General features: G+C 45.7%; 11 protein-coding genes and 1 pseudogene. 11 read left to right on the plus strand and 1 reads right to left on the minus strand.

The annotated features are described in order from the left end of the window. Window positions 1-172: 172 nt before the first annotated feature. Window positions 173-1,750 (minus strand): ABC transporter substrate-binding protein, encoded by a 1,578-nt coding sequence (locus tag L0M14_RS07400; RefSeq protein ID WP_235121534.1) that lies wholly within the window; start codon window positions 1,748-1,750, stop codon window positions 173-175. 112 nt (window positions 1,751-1,862) lie between these two features. Here L0M14_RS07400 and L0M14_RS07405 point away from each other — a divergent pair, with 112 nt between their 5' ends. The 11 genes and pseudogenes from L0M14_RS07405 to L0M14_RS07455 all read left to right on the plus strand — a co-directional run bounded on the left by L0M14_RS07405 (window position 1,863) and on the right by L0M14_RS07455 (window position 16,534). Next, window positions 1,863-3,611 carry a cache domain-containing sensor histidine kinase gene (locus L0M14_RS07405; RefSeq protein WP_235121535.1) on the plus strand — a complete coding sequence of 583 codons (1,749 nt, stop codon included), beginning with the start codon at window positions 1,863-1,865 and terminating at the stop codon, window positions 3,609-3,611. Window positions 3,612-3,614: 3 nt separating this feature from the next. Further along, window positions 3,615-5,219, plus strand: coding sequence for a helix-turn-helix domain-containing protein (locus tag L0M14_RS07410; RefSeq protein ID WP_235121536.1), 1,605 nt, complete (start codon window positions 3,615-3,617; stop codon window positions 5,217-5,219). A gap of 535 nt (window positions 5,220-5,754) precedes the next feature. After that, on the plus strand, window positions 5,755-8,076 hold the full coding sequence (locus L0M14_RS07415) for a family 14 glycosylhydrolase (RefSeq protein ID WP_235121537.1): 2,322 nt from the start codon (window positions 5,755-5,757) through the stop codon (window positions 8,074-8,076). A 28-nt stretch (window positions 8,077-8,104) separates the two neighbouring features. Further along, on the plus strand, window positions 8,105-8,572 hold the full coding sequence (locus L0M14_RS07420) for a hypothetical protein (RefSeq protein WP_235121538.1): 468 nt from the start codon (window positions 8,105-8,107) through the stop codon (window positions 8,570-8,572). After that, window positions 8,569-9,768: an S-layer homology domain-containing protein gene (locus L0M14_RS07425; protein WP_235121539.1), complete on the plus strand. Its 1,200-nt coding sequence runs from the start codon at window positions 8,569-8,571 to the stop codon at window positions 9,766-9,768. The genes L0M14_RS07420 and L0M14_RS07425 overlap by 4 nt, the downstream gene beginning before the upstream one ends. 214 nt (window positions 9,769-9,982) lie before the next feature. Beyond that, window positions 9,983-10,924 carry an ABC transporter permease gene (locus tag L0M14_RS07430; protein ID WP_235121540.1) on the plus strand — a complete coding sequence of 314 codons (942 nt, stop codon included), beginning with the start codon at window positions 9,983-9,985 and terminating at the stop codon, window positions 10,922-10,924. A 13-nt stretch (window positions 10,925-10,937) separates the two neighbouring features. Continuing rightward, on the plus strand, window positions 10,938-11,822 hold the full coding sequence (locus L0M14_RS07435; RefSeq protein ID WP_235121541.1) for a carbohydrate ABC transporter permease: 885 nt from the start codon (window positions 10,938-10,940) through the stop codon (window positions 11,820-11,822). Between the two features lie 54 nt (window positions 11,823-11,876). Further along, the gene (locus L0M14_RS07440) at window positions 11,877-13,439 is read left to right on the plus strand and encodes an ABC transporter substrate-binding protein (protein ID WP_235121542.1); all 1,563 of its coding nucleotides are present in this window, start codon (window positions 11,877-11,879) and stop codon (window positions 13,437-13,439) included. A gap of 170 nt (window positions 13,440-13,609) precedes the next feature. Then, window positions 13,610-14,479 (plus strand): NAD-dependent epimerase/dehydratase family protein, encoded by an 870-nt coding sequence (locus L0M14_RS07445; protein ID WP_235121543.1) that lies wholly within the window; start codon window positions 13,610-13,612, stop codon window positions 14,477-14,479. A 140-nt stretch (window positions 14,480-14,619) separates the two neighbouring features. Continuing rightward, window positions 14,620-15,300, plus strand: coding sequence for a hypothetical protein (locus L0M14_RS07450; RefSeq protein WP_235121544.1), 681 nt, complete (start codon window positions 14,620-14,622; stop codon window positions 15,298-15,300). A 219-nt stretch (window positions 15,301-15,519) separates the two neighbouring features. Further along, a pseudogene (locus L0M14_RS07455) lies at window positions 15,520-16,534 on the plus strand (endo-1,4-beta-xylanase). Window positions 16,535-16,597 lie beyond the last annotated feature (63 nt).

Raw genomic sequence — 16,597 nt, forward strand, 5'->3', positions numbered from 1 at the left:
ACAGCAGCTACAGCAGCTACAGCTACTATTGCTGCGATCCAGTCTGTTGCAAATGTTAGGAAAATGAAAAATAGCAGTCCCCTAGATCGATGAACTCGATCGTAAGGACTGCTTTTTTGTAGCTATTTGGATGAAGCTACTGGCGTTTAGGCTTGATCCAGTATGGATCGGTTTAACGCATCTGCGTTGGAGGACGGTTACGGCTGGCCGCCCATTCATCCAGTTGTCTCTGCTTTTCAGAAATGATCTTGTCGGCACCTGCCGTATGTAATGCTTTTATAAAGGTTGGAAGGATTTGCGACGGTTCGAACTCTCCGGCGTTGATAGCTCCAGTGTATTGCAGGAGCACGTTATTGCAGGCGATGACCTCGTTCTTTACTCCGCTGGGGTCAAACACAAAGCCTAACGCTTTGGAGATTTCCGCGTTTTGATTGAAGCTTCTGTACTTATCCCACAGCTTGGGATCGTCACTTGCCCAAATGTAGGAATTGAATTCATTACCGAACATCCAAGGTAAATTCAAGTTATAGCCGATTGACTTGGCAGTCTCGCCTGGAGGATAGTCGATGATGGTGTCCGACTTTTTCACATAATGCTTGCCTTCAATACCCCAATCCAGCAAATTTAGTAAGTAGGGGTCCGAGTACAGCAGGTTTAGAAACATCATAGCCCGTGCCGGGTCTTTAGAGGTTCTCGGAATTGCGAACATGGCACTAGTTGTATCGCCTGTCGTTGTATAAGGCTTCGTGAGCTCGACGGTCACCATAGGATAGCCGGTATTTCTTGATTCCTGTGCATCAAATCCAGGTTTCATGGATTCCGCATAAGCGAAAGCTTTGCCGGCCTTCACGGCTTCGAATTCATCCTGTCTCGTTATAGAGCCATCCTTGTTGATATAGCCCGCCTGGAACCATTCGTGCATCAATTTGGCATAATGTGCGTATTCCTCCGTCTCATACATATTGATCACTTTAAGATCATCACTGTCCCGTCGCAGCACTCCAGGGCCGCCTGTGGTGTCGAGCATATCAAACTCGCCATATCCGAGCAGGACAGTCAGCGGTGAACGGTCATATTTGACCTGTAGAGGAATGAGATCAGGCTCGTTGTCCTTAATGGTTTTCAAAACGGTGCTGAAGTCTTCCAGGGAATGTATCGGTGATAAATCGATATGATACTTGTCTACAAGGTCCTTTCGCATGACGATACCTTTGGTGGAGGCGAATTCTTTATTCGTAACGACCCCGTATATGCTGCCTTTGACGCGTCCGCTCTCGAGATAGGCAGGTTCCAAAGTGCTTGTAATGCCTTGCCCGTACTCCTTGAGCAATTTGTCCAAAGGTATGATTTGCTGCTTGGTCACCTCTTGTCCGAGATAATACCAGGAAGAAGTGAACATTAAATCAAACTGTTCGTTGGATGTGAACATTAAGTTCGTTTTATCCTGCCACACCGACCAATCGATAGGTCTGATTTCTATCGTTGCATTTATTTTCTTTAGTAAGTAATCATTAATCGCTTGTTCAACGTCAGGAAGATCTTTGGGAACGTTGCCCGAAGGGAAGATCATGACCATCTGGTAAGGCGGGAGGTCGGAGCGAGCCAGAGAGAGGACCTGTGCAGGTTCGCTTGATGGTTGCGGCGAAGCTGTATCGATAGAAGTAGGATGATCTTGGCTGCATGAGATCAAAAGAGCGGAAGCTGTAATTACTGTAAATGTGCAGCGGAATATGTTAAATAGAATATTCACGAAGATCCCTCCTGTTAGATTTACTATAACAAAGAAGATCACGCATAAAAAGAAGGAAATACTAGTTCTGTTGTTGAAATCTCGGAGAGAAAAGGAGGTATCGAGACCTTCCATGAAAAAGGGAACACTTCGATCACGGCTCATCCTCGGTTTTGCTATGGTAACGGTTCCACTCGTCGTTCTATTGATATGGAATAACATGTACGCCATGAAGGTTGTGCATTCCCAGGTAGCTCAGTCCAATAAAAACATGCTCACCATGTATATGAATCAAATCGATCAGGTGTTGGAAGAATTGGATAAGTACTTGTACCGGACGGCAAATCAGGATAACGATTTGATTTCACTGAGCGCATTCGATCCGGATAACCCGGAATCCTACTACGCCAAGATTCGTACACTGAACGCGATGTATGTGAATACGAATTATTACAAGGATGCCGATGTGCTGTTTGCCTACAGCTCCCGTTATGACGAGCTGCTCACCGCTCCGCAGCCTTATATGAACAACGAGCGGAAAGAATCGATCAAAAGCCGCTTGATTGAATTGATGAAGGACAAGGATAGCCGCAGTCCCTTGCTTAAATCCTGGGTGCTGATACACCAAGATGATCAATATTCGCTGGTTCGGGTTGTGGATACCGGCTACGAGTCGTTCATCGGTGCATGGGTGGATATTAACCGGCTGATGATTCCACTGAATTTGCTGCATCTGGGTGAAAGTGGACAAGCTTTGTTTCTTTCCAAAGAAGGCGCCATTCTGAATACGATTAATGACAAGGAATTCGCTGATAAGCTTCACGCCAAAGACTGGAACGTTGATTTATTGAAAGAAGAGGAGCCTTATCAGATCGTCCGTTTGTGGGAGAATTATTTGCTTGTCGTCCAGTCCTCGCGCAATGCGAATATGTATTTGTCTGTGATGATTCCGGAGCGAAACCTGCTCGAGGGTCTTACTTTTTTCCAAAGAATCAATTACTATGTGCCTGTTCTTGCCTTGGCTATGTTGTTATTATATTTGCTGTTCCTGCAAAGATTTTTGTTGAAACCGATCGGGCAGCTGATTAAAGGGATGAGAAGAATTTACTCCGGAGACCTGTCAGCGCGGTTGAATGATCATAAATTAGTAGAGTTCATGATTATTGCAGAAACCTTTAATAACATGGCCTCACAGATTGAGGTGCTGAAAATCGATATCTACGAGGAGCAGCTGCGTACGAAGAAAGCGGAGCTGAAGCATCTTCAGGCGCAGATTCATCCGCACTTTTTCATGAATTCCTTAAACATCGTGTATAATTTGGCCCAGACGAAAAGCTACGAGTTAATCCAGCAGATGTCCATTCATTTGGTCAAATATTTTCGTTTTGCCATCCGCACGCACTTGACATCAATTACGATGCAGGAAGAACTGGATCATATCCGCAGCTATCTGGCCGTACAGCAGGTCAGGTTTCCCGAGCATCTGGCTGTTGATATCCATCTGGCCAAAGAGCTCGAGGCCTGCCGAATTCCGCCTTCGACGATTCAGCCGCTAGTGGAGAATGCCATGATTCACGGCTTCTCTTTCAATCAAGGCAAAGTGTTCCAGGTTCACATTGAAGTAAAGCCCGACCCGAACGATAGCAGCTATATTACGGTCAGGGTCAGCGACAACGGGAAGGGTATCCCTCTCGATAAGCTTCAATTGATGCAGTCCAGGAGCTATTTCGAAATGGAAGGCAGCGAGCATGTGGGACTGTGGAACGTGATTCGCAGGTGCAAGCTGTATTACAAAGCTGAGACGGGTATTGCTATGGAGAATGCCGAGCCAAGCGGTGCAATTGTTACATTGAGACTGCCGCGTCTGAGTATGGAAGAGTGAGGGATGAACATGTATACAGCATTGATCGTGGATGATGAGATTTTTGCGGTGAAGGGAATTCTATCAGGTGTGAATTGGCAGCAGCTTGGCATTCACGACGTATATGAAGCCTACCATGCAACGATGGCGAAGGAGAGGCTGCAAACAACACCGGTGGATGTGATCATTTGTGATATTGAAATGCCCGACGAAACGGGACTCGAGCTGGTGGAGTGGATTAAAATTCACTATCCCGAAATCATTGTCATTTTTCTGACGTGCCACGCGGATTTTTCCTTTGCTCAGAAGGCTATTCAGCTTGGAAGCTATGATTATTTGCTGAAGCCGGTTATTTTTAGCGATCTGGAACAAATTTTGCATGGGGCGCTCGATAGCATTAACGAGAGACGCGAGCAGAAAGAAACGGCCGACCAGTTGAAAAAATATCAGCTGATGTGGGAACAAAAGAAAACAGCCCTCATCGAGCGGTTTTGGCAGGACATTCTCTGTCAGCGCTTACTTCTGAGCCATCAGACGCTGGAGGCAGCCATTGAGGAGCTTCAGATTCCGCTGGCAACGCATACGGATATAAGGCTTATTCTGATTAGTGTCGAGCAATGGGAAAAGCTATTTACTGCAAGAGATGAGGAAATTATGAGCTTTGCTCTGCGCAATGCGGCCGAGGAAATTCTGATCGGAACCAGAAGCGGGCATGTCGTAGAGGATCATAAAGGCAATATGATTGTATTGCTTTACAATGTTGTGATGGATCCTGACCAAGAGCAGGAGCAGGAGCTGCTTGATGCATGCAGCCGCTATATGAAGGCTTGCCGGGAATACTTGTACTGTGTGCTCTCGTGTTATGTCGGCGAATCCGTGCCGCTTGTGGATATGATGAAATCGTACCATCTGCTTCTGGAATGGGAACATAAGAATGTTATTCAGACCAATCAAGTACTGCTCTATAGGGAATACGGAAGCAGTCATCATCACGGGCTGCAAAGCTTCTCATTAATTGAATGGGCGGATTGGTTTGAAAAGGGAGACCGGGAAAAGCTTCATGAGCTCGTTGAACGGCAAATGATGGAGTTCCATGAGCAGAAAGTAACCATTGAAACGCTGGAAGCTTATTATCACAGTTTTTTGCAGGTTGTCTACTATGTTCTTCACCGCAAAGGGCTGCAGGTGCAAATGCTGTACAAAGACGGCGCGATGGCCGAGCTGTCCCTGGTTACGAGATCCTTATCGCATTTGGAGCAATGGATGAAGCAAATGATCGGTTCCGTCATGAACCTGCTCTTCTCCAAACGTCCGCCAAATTCGATTGTGCAAAAGATGAAGGACTATATTGCGGCGAATCTAGAGGTGGACTTCTCAAGAGAGGATCTTGCGGAGCATGTATTCTTGAATCCTGCATACATTTCCAGGCTGTTCCGGGCGGAAACCGATATGTCCTTATCTGATTACATCCTTCAGGAGAGGATGAAACAAGCGTCGGAGCTGCTGCTTAGCACAGACCAGCCTGTCAGCCAGATTGCCGTTAATCTCGGCTACGGGAATTTCTCTTATTTTGCTAGGATGTTCAAGCGAGTGTACGGGGTTACTCCACAGGAGTACCGGAAGAAGTAGCTTTTCTCCGAGCGCATTTTGACATTTTGTTATTCGATTGAACGATGAGCTTCTAAGGCGATAACAAAACTGTCAAAGGCGCCCTGTACGCCTCTACGAAAACAACTGAGCCCTTCGCTTCCCTTGATCAACAGTTTGAGCCGCTCTTGAGGCGGCCTTTTTGCGTCTAAGTGTGTGGTTCATTTGGTGTAATAGATGTTAATCAATTTATATTAAAAAAAGTTGTGCAAACGTTTTTACAAAATCCTTTTATTGGTGTATGATGTCATTATGAGTGAAGCGTTTACAAGTTGTGATTGTGCGTGATTAATCGGTGAAATCAGGTTTCAGACTGAGAATCAGGATGATGTTTTACATATTTGAGCAAACGATTGCACAATCGCAACATAAACGACCTTCACATCAAATGACTTCAGTTTGCAACTATGGGTTTCATTTATCCATATCAAAGGAGTGAAGCGTACAAACAATATTGAATACTTAGTGCAGGCAAGTAACAGACGGAATTTGAAAATGTAAAAGGGAGTTGAAACTGTTGTTCGTTCCTCATATCCATCGTACGAAATCGTACAAGATTGTCATGTCATTTATCCTTGCTTTGCTATTATTACTTGGCAGCACTCTAATTACGCCAGTTTCGAATGCAGCGGAAATAAGCGGCAATACGAAGATTGTTGTCATGCTGAATTTAACGGATGTTACGGATTGGCCCGCTTTTGACAAGCAAATGAAGACACTAAAAGACAGCGGTGTTTACGGCGTTGAAGTCGATATGTGGTGGAATCATTTCGAGCCGCAGCAAGGCCAGTATGACTGGAGTTATTATAAGACTTTATTCACACATATTTCCGATGCAGGCTTGAAGATTGCTCCGATCTTTTCCTTTCATCAGTGCGGAACGAACGTAGGAGATACCTGCTATTATCCGCTTCCTAATTGGGTTTGGTCCCTCGGCGGCAAGGAGCAAATGGAGTTTAAATCCGAATCCGGATATTATGACAACGAATACATAGCCCCTTGGTATAAAGATGCAGTGAACCTGTATGACGGTGCATTTAAATCGTTTGCTCAGGAAATGGCATCATTCAAATCATCGATTGATAAGTTCCATATCGGCATGGGTCCGGCAGGAGAACTGAGATATCCGAGCTATAATTTTAACGATACACAAAAATGGAATTATCCATCCCGAGGATTGTTCCAGGCGTACTCGGAGTCAGCGATTGCCGATTTCCAAGCCAGCATGCAAGCCAAGTACGGCAACATTGCCCAGCTCAATACAGCATGGGGTACATCGCTTGCTGATTTCTCCGGGGTGCAGCCACCTGCTAATGGAGATACGTTTTACTCCAGCGGGGATTACGCCAAAACGTACGGCGTGGACTTTCTGAGCTGGTATCAAGGCACTTTGGAAACTCACTTTACCGATATTATTACAAAAGCTCATCAAGATCTGGATGGTACGTTTGGTGTGGACTTAAGCGCCAAAATGCCCGGAATTCACTGGCAGTACAGCAATCCGGCAGCGCCTCATTCCGCTGAACAAGCAACGGGCTTGTACGATTATGCGAAAATGCTGGATCTTTATCAAGCTAACAACGTTGACCTAACGTTTACTTGTCTGGAAATGACTAATGCAGCCAACGGCTATGGTGATGCTCCTAACTACAGTAAACCTCAAGATTTGGTTGCGCAGGTATCTGAGCTTGCCAAAGAAAGAGGGATTGTACTCGAAGGGGAGAACGCCCTCTCCATCGGAAATGCAGAGAATTACCTGACCATCTCCGATGTATTAAAAACGTATGACTACGATGTTTTCACTCTGCTTCGCTTGCAGGACATTGTGAAGGCGGATGGGTCAGCAACACAAATGCTAGCCCCTTTCATGACGGTCATGACTCTCGGCGAACTGCCTGTTCAGAGCGTATCCATGAATGTCTATGATCCTGAGGCTGATCCGGTGAATGCCAAGGTATATATCGTCGGCAACAGCGGCTCGATTGGAGATTGGAATCCGGACCATGCCGTTCCGGCCACTTATCAGGGCAACGGATTTTGGCAGTTGAATATGGATTTGAAAGCTTCGGTGACTTATGAATTCAAGGCTATTCGCAAGGACGCCTCGAACAATACCGAATGGGGAGCCGACCCCAACCTGACATGGACGGTACCTTATGTTCCAGGAGGCACAGCGTTCTTTAAGGCTAATATCCAGCGACAAGGTCAGGATTATTCGCACAAGCACTATATTACAGGTGATATTGCTTTAGATAGCTCCATGAAAGCAGGAACAACGGTCAGCTTGACCAACACTAGCGGTGATGTCTTAGCTGCGGTCTACGATGAAGAAAAGCAGACGGTTCAGGGAGCAACATATGGGGTCATTAGCACTCCAGGAGACACCTCCAAAGTTCGTTATTATTTTGAAGTGCCGAATGGATCTTATCAGTTGCGAGTTGAGAACGGCAGTAATTCGGCTTCGATGACCATAATCGCCAACTCCCAGACGTTGGAAGGAAACGATCTAATTGATAACGTTCCCGACTTGCAGCCATTCATTTTGACGCAACAATCCTTCAGTAATCAGAACGGTGTAACAGCTTCAGTGAAAGTGTCTCCAACTGTTTCTGGTGTCGGCATTAGCCACAAGGTTGTGATATTCATGTTGATGGACGGAACAACGCCGGTAGGTATTAATGCCGTAGGCGTAGGTGCTGGAGAACAGGAATTGTCAACGTATTTCAATGTAACCGGAGGCAACTATAAGCTTGGTGTGTTCGTGGTTGATTCATACGATATCGGCAGTATCACCAACGTTGGTACGAATCTAGCTGATCCGTTATGGATTCAGAACTAATTTGACAAGAAAGATGAGGATCGTTGCCGTGCCAAAACAAATACTGGCGAGTATTACGATGTCCGCATGTATGCTGCTGTCAACTGCCTCGGCTGTTTATGCTACCCCTGCTTCGCAGGGGGAGGCAGCTCTCAGCATACAGGCCCCTGGTAGCGTTACAAAAGGAAGCGCATTTCAAATTTCAGGTACATCATCATTGACGGAAGTCACAATCAAAATTGTAGGACCTAATCAAATCGATCTTTTTTTCGATGTGCAAAAGGTTGTGAATGGAACATTCCAGGATACATTCACCGTTCCTGCTGACGATTTGAAGTGGCCAACTGGTATGTACACCATAGCTGTCGGGCAAGGTACCCAGGTTAAGACAGCAACCTTTGAAGTGAAAAAGTCAGGTTCCCAACATACAGGCAGTGGAGGAGGTGGGGGGCACCTCAAGAATCGACAACACCCTCCAAATCACGCCTCATTCCGACTCTTGATACAAATAAGGTGAGTACCGACATTTCAGCAGCTGTTAAACCTACCTCCCACACGGCCGGTACAGCTAAGTTTACTCTTGACAGCAGCAAAGCCCTGGAAAGCATTCAGAAGGGAGACGCGTCTTCCAAGACATTCATTGTTATGGTACCCGAGACAGATGAGGTAAGCACCTTGTCCGTATCCATCCCTGATGATGTCATGCAAGCTATTGGCAAACAAGGCGGGGATGCAGCCTCCATTATTATTGCCACACAGTACGGCGACTACCGCCTGCCGCTTAAGGCATTGGAGGGAAACAAAGGTCAAGCGATCGAGTTTTCAATTTCCCAAGTGACGGGCTCCGGCATGGAGAAAGCCAAAGATAACGCCGTCAAGAATGGGCTGACCTTACTGGGAGGACCGGTTGATTTTAAGATTGAATCGGTGGATGCAAGCGATAACAAGCATGAAATTGAAAGCTTCGGTAATGTATATGTCGCCCGTTCCCTGCATGCAGGTATGACGGTTGACGATGCGCATACTGCAGCTGTAAAAGTGAATGAGGACGGCAGCTTCATGCCGGTGCCTACATATTTCACCAAGGATGAATCAGGCTATGCGGCCGTCATTCAACGTCCGGGCAATAGCTCTTACGCTGTGATATCGGGCAAGAAGGATTTTGCCGATACCCAAGGGTTCTGGGCGGAAGCTTCCATTTCCAAAATGGCTTCCCACTTGCTAGTGAATGGTATGACCGACACTAGCTTTGAACCGCAATCCCTAATGACGCGCGCGCAGTTCACGAGCCTCATGGTGAGAGCGCTGGGTCTTTCCGATCGTACAAGCGAGGCTTCAACAAGCTTTACGGACGTGAGCGCTAATGACTGGTTCGCTAAGGACGTTAATATCGCTGTTTCTGCAGGGCTTATCGAAGGGTATGGCGATCAATTTGGCCCGCAAGATTCGATTACCCGGGAGCAATTGGCCGCTATCTTTACGAGAGCCATGAAATTTGTCGATCCGGCCATTACAACTTCCGGTAAGTCCAAGGTGTTCGCCGATGCAGATTCGATTTCATCGTGGGCAGCTTCTTCCGTCAATAGCGCTGTACAAGCCGGCATTCTAGAAGGTGACGATCAGGGCAACCTGCGTCCGGGCGATGCTGCGACACGCGCTGAAGCAACCGTCATGCTGGAGAGAATGCTCCAAGCTGTAAAATTTATTAACTAAGCCTCGATCCACTACCTCATAGTGATACTAGACTTAGGACTTTCCCGCACTCCCGTGCGAGGAAAGTCCTTTTTTCGTTTTTTGTCATAATCGTATCATTTGAGGTCACAGAATTGGTAGGGGAGGGCTATCTACAGACCTATAATGAAGCTATAGAGAGAAGGAGCTGCAGAATAAGAAAAATACAGAAGGAACTGGAGGGCAACGGAACATCATGGCTGCGAAACAACTGACAAATAAGCGCACATTCTGGAGACAGATGAACAGGTATAAGTCACTATGGCTCATGGCTTTGCCAGGGATCATATACCTGCTGCTTAACAACTATCTGCCGATGTTCGGCACGATGATTGCATTCAAGAATATTAATTATGCCAAAGGGATTTGGAACAGTGATTGGGTCGGTTTGAAAAACTTCGAATATTTGTTCAATACATCCGACGCTTTCGTTATCACAAGAAACACCATACTCTACAATGCGGCTTTTATTGTCATCACACTGGTTTGCTCGGTCACATTAGCGATTCTTCTCAATGAAGTGAGAAAGCAGCTGGCCAAGAAGTTTTACCAGAGCGCACTGCTTCTTCCTTACTTTTTATCGGCGGTTATTGTCGCTTACTTGGTGTATAGCTTGCTGAGCTCTGAATACGGATTTTTAAATAAAGTCGTCCTCCCGATGTTCGGTTTGGATCCGATTTCGTGGTATAACGAACCGAAGTATTGGCCTTGGATTCTCATTATCGTGAACACCTGGAAAGGTGTAGGCTACTCCTGCGTGATTTACATTGCGGCTATTGTCGGCATCGACAGTGAGTATTATGAAGCAGCAGTTATTGACGGAGCGAGCAAGTGGCAGCAGGTTCGGCATATTACCATTCCGCTGTTAATGCCTGTCATTACAACGCTGGTGCTTCTCTCCATCGGTCGTATCTTCTACGCAGACTTCGGTTTGTTCTACCAGGTTCCGCTCGACTCAGGCATGCTGCTTCCGGTTACGAACGTCATTGATACGTATGTGTATCGCGGACTTCTGCAGCTCGGTGATCTGGGGATGTCGTCAGCAGCGGGGCTGTATCAGTCGCTCGTAGGCTTCATCTTAGTACTGGTTTCCAATGCCGTCGTACGCAAATTCAACCGCGATCAGGCGTTGTTCTAGGGAGGAAACGAATATGGCAAGTTCCAACAAAACACACTGGCTGCTGCACGTATTATTCATCTTCATTGCATGCTCCACCATACTGCCGATCATTCTTGTGTTCATGGTATCCATCACAGATGAAACAACAATCGCGCAAAACGGTTACTCCTTTCTTCCGCAAAAAATCAGCTTTGAGGCGTATCGTTACTTGTTCCTCGATTCTATGACCATCATTCGGGCTTACGGCGTTACTATTTTCATTACTGTGGTAGGAACACTTGGGGGATTACTCCTGACGGCGCTGCTTGCTTACCCGATATCCCGTAAAGATTTTCCATACAAAAACGGGCTCACGTTCTTCGTATTCTTTACGATGCTCTTTAACGGCGGATTGGTGCCATGGTATCTGGTGTTTACTAAACTAATCCCGCTGAAGGATACCGTATGGAGTCTGGTGATACCCGGGCTGTTGTTAAACGGGTTCTTCGTCCTCATTATGCGAACGTTTTTTGCAACCTCCATTCCGATGGCGATTATAGAATCCGCCTATATGGACGGGGCTAGCGAGAGCAAGATTTTTGTACAGATCGTGATCCCGCTTTCCACACCGGTACTGGCAACGGTTGGTTTATTCAATACACTGGCTTACTGGAACGACTGGTTTAACAGTCTTGTCTTCTTATCCAACTCCAAGCTATACAGCTTGCAGTACCTGCTGAATAAAATTTTGCTTAACATTCAGTTTCTGGCACAAAATTCGCGCAATACTAATGCAGCTCAGCTTATGGCGACTCTGCCTACAGAGACGGTTCGAATGGCCATGGCGATCATTGGGATCGGCCCCATTGTACTGGCATATCCTTTTTTTCAAAAATACTTTGTCAAGGGTTTAACTGTAGGCGCTGTCAAAGGGTAATACCGATAGGCTCGGTTTATCATAAATAACATTACCATTCATGGAGGGGTTTGTATGTTTAAAAAGAAACTATTTACACTTGCATCAACTGCACTGGTTTTCTCACTGGCCATTACCGCGTGCTCCAGCGCTCCCAAGGAGGAAACATCTGCTGGGACAACTGCTCCGACTAAAGAAGCGGCAGCAACCTCAGATGCTAAGGGCGCGTCATCAGCTAAAGATTTAAAGCCATACAAACTGGTTATGATTTTCCCGTCCGGCGTTGTGCCTAAGGATCTGCAGGCCGTTCAAGACGAAATGAGTAAATATTTGACCGAGAAGATCAATGCTACCATTGAAATCCGTCCGATCGACTGGGGCGCTTGGGAAAATAAGAAAAATCTGATGTTCGCTTCCGGTGAGCAATTCGACCTCATGTTTACGGCATCCTGGTACGGATTGGGTCAAGAAGTGGCGAAAGGTCAAATTATTCCGCTCGATGACCTTATCGATAAGTATGGGCAAGGTATCAAAAGCGTGCTTGATCCTGCCTATGTGGAAGGCGGCAAGTTGAACGGGAAGTCCTATGGCGTAGTGGCCAATAAAGAATTTGCGGCAACGAAGGGCGTCGTCATGAGAAAAGACTTAGTCGACAAGTATCATATTGATTTGTCTGCTATTAAGGAACTAAAGGATTTGGAGCCAATTTATAAAACAATCAAGGAAAATGAGCCGAATATCGTTCCGCTGCAAGTAAAAAATGACCGTTCTCCTGCAAGCGCTATCTTGGGCTACGGCATGTTCGATATGCTTGGCGATGGCCCAGGGGTACTTGATCGCGAAAGCAATGAACTGAAGGTTATCGATATGTTTGAAACGCAGAAGTTCATGGATACGGTGAAGCTGATGCACAAATGGTATCAAGCCGGTTACATTAACAAAGACGGAGCGACCAACAAGGACAGTGAATTCCTGGCTGTGAAAGCGGGTAAAGCCTTCTCCTACGGTGAGTCCATGAAGCCTGGCTTTGATATGCAGGAGACACGCAATACCGGTATGCCGATGGTTACCGCCGAATTGACGAAACCTTATACGACAACAGGTGATACGACAAGCGCCATGTTCGCGATTCCGAATACATCGAAGGATCCTGAGAGAGCCATGATGTTCCTCAACCTGCTCTATACGGATAAAACGCTGCTGAATATGCTCGATTGGGGTCTTGAAGGTAAGCACTATGTAAAAGCCGGTGACAACATTATTGACTATCCGCAAGGCGTGGATGCCGCAACAGTAGGCTATAACCTGAACCTGCCTTGGATGTTCGGTAATCAGCTGAACTCCTACATTTGGAAGACAGAGGATCCTAAGATTTGGGATAAATATAAAGAATTCAACTCCAGTGCACAAAAATCAATTGCTCTCGGCTTCGTGTTTGATCCGGAAAAAGTAAAGAATGAAATTGCAGCGACAAATAACGTTATGACCCAATTTACCGGCGGGCTCTACACAGGAACTATTGATCCAGAAAAATACGTTCCTGAGTTCGTAAGCAAGATGAAAGCGGCAGGTATGGATAAAATTATCGCTGAAAAACAAAGACAGCTGGATGAATGGGCTAAAGCGAATAAGAAATAAGCAGATGATGTAAGCACGGCACACATGAGAAGAGAGCGGCTTCTGAGAATAGAAGCGGACTCTCTTTCGTGTGTGTCTTTTCTCATAGTAGAGAGCTTGATTGTCACCAAGAGGCTTGATATACTGTTCGTGTACGCGCGTTCATAAAGATCATCTAGGGAGGAATACACGTGTCAAAGCCACGCGTTATAGTAACCGGCGGAAGTGGTAGAGCCGGCAAATGGATTCTTAAGCATTTTGTAGAGCATAATTATGAAGTTATTAATTTGGATGTGAAGGCGCCTGATGAGAAAATCTGCCGAACCATCATTACCGACCTTACAGATTTAGGACAAGTGCATAACGCGCTGTCGATGTTTAGTACGGGGAACCGTCAAGAGGTAGCGGGAATTGTTCATTTTGCAGCGATACCGGAAGCGTACATGGTTCCTAATGAAGTGTGCTTCCGCAACAATACAATGAGTACATATAATATTTTGGAGGCTGCGGCAAATCTAGGCATCAAGAAAGTAGTTAGCGCTTCCAGTGAGTCTTCATACGGTATTTGTTTTGCCAGTGAGTTTTTTGAACCTGCTTATCTACCGATTGACGAGAACCATCCCCAACTTCCGGAAGACAGCTACGGCTTGTCCAAAGTCGTCAATGAGGTGACTGCTGAAGCCTTCCACCGCCGCACCGGTATGCAGGTCGTGAGCTTCCGCTTGGGCAATATTTTATGGCCGGAGAGCTATGCCCCTATTAAAGCCAATTTCGACGATACTGATGCGAGACTGCGGATCTTATGGTCGTACATTGACGCTAGGGATGTTGCCAGCGCTTGCAGATTGGCCATTGAGAAGGATGGGTTAGGCGCAGTCGTCATGAATTTGGCGGCAGACGATTCTTCCTCGAACCGTCCGACCCAAGAGCTGGTTGACAAATATTTGCCTGGCGTGAAAGACATCCGCACACCGCTGGACGGTCGGATTTCGCTGCTCTCAAGCGCGAGAGCTAAAGAGCTTCTTGGTTGGGAGTATCAGTATAAAATTATGGAGCAATAGAATTTTGGCTTGCTGTCAAGGTGATCTGCTCTGTCTGTCAACTGGTAAATAAAACAATGAATATTTATGTCGTATAATGTCGAAGTATGATATATAATATCACTAAAGTACTAGTTATTTGACAGAGGAGCAGGATTCACATGCAGCAGGTACTCATCAACATCTTTTTTTCTTTTATCGAATTTTTGGCGGGACTGATTTTAGCGGGCGCATTGTTTCGGTTTGAAAGGACATTCTTAAAGATTTCATTGGTTGCACTCGTTTTGGCTGTCTACTCCGGGTATTTTAATACTTACTGGCACTTTCCGGTGCTCAGCTTGACTTCCGTACTGATCTTCTGGGTCATCTCACTTGCAGTAGTATTTCGAATCTCCATTTGGTATAGTATGTTGATTGGAATTATCTCTGCATTGGTGGGAGCGGGGCTAGAGTTTGTTGCGAATTTTGTCAGCGAACTTCTTCAAAATGGATATCATAGGAATTTGAATCTTTTGGCGGTTTCCGTTGTCATTTCCATTCTGGCTTACATTATTGACCGTAAGAAATTTGGGTATATGATTCCTAATATCTATTCTTCACCGCCGCTTAACAAATTGTTTTTTATCGTTTCCAGCTTAATGATAGCTGCTCTTACTGCGCTTATTATCTCGACGGTCTACTATATCCAAAGTGAAGTCAGTGCTATACATATTGTCATTATGTTTTCTTTAATTGCGGTCACCTACCTGGTTGTTGTGTTCTCCTATCGGTTTAATAAGAAGCTCTTAAAGGACCGTTATTCCATGTTTGAAAATAAGATGAACTATAAAAATGCCATGTAAAAGCAGCACCAGGCACAATTCCAATTCGGAGTTGTGTCTTTTTCATTTGAAAGTTGTTTATCCTCATATCTAAATTTTTTCAGGTATTTCATATAGTTAGAGAGGTTTTTTAACGAAGCGGCTATTGATATGATTTTGATGAGTGAGATGAAATGTTTCAATGTAATTGGAAGCGTTACCAACCTATTTGGTTATATTGATGGAAAAGGAGTATGACAGATGACATTCCAGGAAACCCATGTGTCTTCTTTATTCCAAGCTTTCTCACGATATTTCGATATCGGTGCAGCGGTCAATCCCAAGACACTTGTGTCGCAGAAGGATTTGATCACAAAGCATTACAATAGCTTAACGGCAGAGAATCAAATGAAATTTATTGAGATTCATCCGGGTCCCGAGCATTACACCTTTGAAGATGCGGATACGATCATAGAATTTGCTGCACAACATGGCAAAAAAGTGCGCGGTCATACGCTTGTTTGGCACAATCAGACACCCGACTGGGTATTTACGGGACCGGACGGAGAGCCTGCTTCCAGAGAGCTGCTGCTCACCCGTATGAAGGAACATATTGACCGTGTCGTCAGGCGCTACAAAGGGAAGGTTTATGCCTGGGATGTGGTAAATGAAGCCATAGAGGACAGCCACGATGGTTACCTTCGTTCATCGAAGTGGCTTGAGTTGATCGGCGAGGATTACATCGCCAAGGCTTTTGAATTTGCCCATGAAGCGAGATCCCGACGCGATTCTGTTTTACAATGACTATAACGAAACGAACCCCGTTAAACGTGAAAAGATCTATAAACTCGTCAAATCCTTGCTGGACCAAGGTGTGCCGATCCATGGCATTGGGCTTCAAGGCCACTGGAATATTTATGATCCTTCAATAGAGGAGATCAAGGAAGCTTTTGAACGGTATGCTTCATTAGGCTTGCAGCTGCAAATTACGGAGCTTGATGTATCGGTGTTTCGATTTGACGACAAGCGAAAGGATCTGACCGAGCCCACTGAAGAAATGCTGCAGCTTCAAACAGAGCGTTACGACCAAATCTTTGAAGTGTTCAAAGCCTACAGCAGCGTTTTAACAGCTGTTACATTCTGGGGGGCAGGAGACGAATATACATGGCTGGATTATTTTCCGGTTCAAGGTCGGAAGAATTGGCCGCTGCTGTTTGATGTGAATCAAGCCCCGAAGTCATCCTTTTACCGGATTACGGAAGCTGTCAGGTCATGACTTGATCATTGGCGACCGCCATACGGCGCCATTCCACGAGCTGGAAGCGTGAATAAATTTTCG

The organism is Paenibacillus hexagrammi (assembly GCF_021513275.1).
Taxonomy (GTDB): Bacteria; Bacillota; Bacilli; order Paenibacillales; family NBRC-103111; genus Paenibacillus_E; species Paenibacillus_E hexagrammi.

Excerpts from the sequence above, each read along its gene's own strand:
- L0M14_RS07405 (WP_235121535.1), top strand. The coding sequence starts at position 1,863 with ATGAAAAAGGGAACACTTCGATCACGGCTCATCCTCGGTTTTGCTATG.
- L0M14_RS07430 (WP_235121540.1), top strand. The coding sequence starts at position 9,983 with ATGGCTGCGAAACAACTGACAAATAAGCGCACATTCTGGAGACAGATG.
- L0M14_RS07435 (WP_235121541.1), top strand. The coding sequence starts at position 10,938 with ATGGCAAGTTCCAACAAAACACACTGGCTGCTGCACGTATTATTCATC.
- L0M14_RS07440 (WP_235121542.1), top strand. The coding sequence starts at position 11,877 with ATGTTTAAAAAGAAACTATTTACACTTGCATCAACTGCACTGGTTTTC.
- L0M14_RS07450 (WP_235121544.1), top strand. The coding sequence starts at position 14,620 with ATGCAGCAGGTACTCATCAACATCTTTTTTTCTTTTATCGAATTTTTG.
- L0M14_RS07410 (WP_235121536.1), top strand. The coding sequence starts at position 3,615 with ATGAACATGTATACAGCATTGATCGTGGATGATGAGATTTTTGCGGTG.